Here is a 2,352-nt window from a genome sequence, read left to right as displayed (position 1 = left end):
TTGTGTACCCGCAAGGGGCATGCCGCATCCGTAAGGCGGCAAAGCCGCCAACGGCTGCGCAATACCACAAACTTTCCGAACCGATGGATTGACGAAAAAGATCCGGCATCCGCCGCAGATGATTTATTCAGAGCTTCCTTACTATTTCCATCCTATCATGAGACGATGGGCCTGTCAAGCAAGTTCCCGGTTTTGCGCATCAATATCTGTGAATTTTTAACACAAACTTCGTTGATTCCGGCCGGAAAAGCTGCTATACTGACAGAGATAACAGGAAGAAGGTATGATTTATGACTTTTGAAGAGATCGAAAAAAATGAAACGATCCGCGCCTATATTTCCAAGGCGGACGAATCGCTCGTGGCGCTGGGCTATACGGAGCACAGCTTTGCCCATGTGACGCATGTGGCGGCTATGGCGGGCTATCTGCTCGAAACGCTCGGCTACGACGCCCACACCGTCGAGCTGGCGAAGATCGCGGGCTATCTGCACGACATCGGCAATCTGGTCAACCGCATCGAGCACTCGCAGAGCGGCGCCGTCATGGCGTTCCAGATCCTGACGTCGCTCGGCTTCGGGGCCGAGGACGTCGCGACGATCGTCACGGCCATCGGCAACCACGACGAGGGCACCGGCGTGCCGGTCAACGCCGTCGCGGCCGCCCTCATCCTCGCGGACAAGGCCGATGTGCGCCGCAGCCGCGTTCGCAATCAGGACACGACGACATTCGACATCCACGACCGCGTGAATTACTCCGTGAAAAAGTCCACGCTGAAGATCAACGAGGACCGCACGCTCGTCAAGCTGAAGCTGACGGTCGACACGCACTTCGGCTCCGTCATGGACTATTTTGAAATTTTCATGCAGCGCATGATCCTCTGCCGCAAGGCCGCCGAAAAGCTCGGCCTGCAGTTCAAGCTTATCATCAACGAGCAGCAGCTGATCTGATCGGCTCCGCATCCAGATCGCAGTAGGGATACAGCCGCTCCCACCTCCCGGTCTGCGGGTCGCGGGCCACGCTGCTGCAATGCGAGGCAAGCAGCTCGATAATGGGATAGACGTCGATCCAGATCTCGCTGTCGCACTCCTTCTGCGACTCGTCGAAAATCAGCTGCAGGCCGAAATGCAGGTGCACCGTCTCGATATTGTTGACGTTCTCCTGCGCGGAATAGCCCGTGCGGCCCATAAAGCCGATAACCTCGCCCGCCTGCACCCGCTGCCCGACGGCAAGTCCCTCGGCATAGGGCGTGTCTTTGCGAAGATGGGCATAGTAATAATAGCGCTTCCGGTCGTCGGAGCGAATGCCGATGCGCCAGCCGCCGTAGCGGTTCCAGCCGAGCGCTTCGACCGTGCCGCCCTCCACGGCGCAGATGGGCGTGCCGAGCGCGCCGAGGATGTCGTTGCCGAGGTGCGGCCGCGCATAGCCATAGCTGCGCTGCGCGCCGAAGTCCGGATAATGCGACCAGAAATAGCCCGCTGCGATGGGCGAAAAGGCCTTGAGGCCGTAAGCCGGGATCCACTCCGCTTCGCCGGTCTGCGGGTCTGTCCGCCGGATGGCAAAATGCCCGACCAGCCCGCCGAGCGCCGCGCCGTAGGCTTCGCGGTAATACGAAAAGTAGCGTCCCGCCATGCCGGGCAGCCGCTCCGGCGGCGTATCGCCGCGCAGGGCCTGCGCCGCCCGCTGCGTGTCCGCCACGGTCACGCCCGTGCCGCCGCGCCATGCCGCGGCCAGCGCCAGAATGTCGATCCAGTCAAGGGGCTGCTCCCCGCCCTGCGAGGCCATGTCCAGCTCCAGCGCGCTGCGGAGCACCGGCGCACTGAGGCGGAAGTCCACCCAGTGAATGTAGTCCGCCGACGCATGCGGCAGCAGGCCCAGCAGCAGGATCGCGATCAGCACTTTTTTCATCTGCACCACCTCTCCGGTTATTCTGCCGGGGAGGTGGTCGTTTTATGCCGAAAAACAGGCCGCCGATCAAATAGCAGGAATCAGAAGCCCGCCTGTGGCGGCTAAGCACCGGCCCCCGAATCGTCATTGCAAGAAGCGAAGCGACGTGGGAATCTCGGGAAGGCAGTGCCGATTCGTACCGGCTGCCGTTAGAATGGTATGCACCGATTGCGTCTGTAGCGGCGCTTAGTAAGCGCCTAAGGCAGTTGCAGGTATCGCAGCAGTGATTCAACGGCGCAAGGCTTCCAGATTTGTCATTGCGAGGAGCGCAGCGACGTGGGAATCTCTCGCAACCGCCTGCGAATTCGCCGAAGCCTGCCCGTCATCCAATCGGGTACTGCGAGATTGCACCCCAAGGGCACTTCCTCGCGCTTCGCGCTCAGGGCGCCACGTCGGCCTTCGGCCTCC

3 protein-coding genes are annotated in these 2,352 nt (G+C 61.1%); 2 read left to right on the top strand and 1 reads right to left on the bottom strand.

Going from position 1 to position 2,352, the window contains the following annotated elements:
- Both WMO66_RS00335 and WMO66_RS00330 read left to right on the top strand, forming a co-directional pair.
- On the top strand, positions 1-294 hold a 294-nt coding region (locus WMO66_RS00335; protein WP_349134420.1), incomplete at its 5' end, for a hypothetical protein.
- Entirely contained in the window at positions 291-947 is a 657-nt protein-coding gene (locus WMO66_RS00330; protein ID WP_349134419.1) for an HD domain-containing protein, read from the top strand. The genes WMO66_RS00335 and WMO66_RS00330, both read left to right, overlap by 4 nt.
- On the opposite strand, the gene WMO66_RS00325 is transcribed toward WMO66_RS00330, so the two are convergent.
- Complete coding sequence (locus tag WMO66_RS00325) at positions 925-1,905, bottom strand: M23 family metallopeptidase (RefSeq protein ID WP_349134418.1); 981 nt, start codon at positions 1,903-1,905, stop codon at positions 925-927. The two genes, WMO66_RS00330 and WMO66_RS00325, sit on opposite strands and share 23 nt — an antisense overlap.
- Between the last annotated feature and the right edge of the window lie 447 nt (positions 1,906-2,352).

Origin of the sequence: Faecousia intestinalis, from assembly GCF_040096185.1 — a bacterium.
Classification (GTDB): Bacteria; Bacillota; Clostridia; order Oscillospirales; family Oscillospiraceae; genus JAZOXB01.
The sequence above is the reverse complement of the archived record's forward strand: the minus strand, read 5'-3'. Positions and strand labels throughout refer to the sequence as shown.

Coding starts and splice junctions, on each gene's coding strand:
- WMO66_RS00330 (WP_349134419.1), top strand. CDS start 291: ATGACTTTTGAAGAGATCGAAAAAAATGAAACGATCCGCGCCTATATT.
- WMO66_RS00325 (WP_349134418.1), bottom strand. CDS start 1,905: ATGAAAAAAGTGCTGATCGCGATCCTGCTGCTGGGCCTGCTGCCGCAT.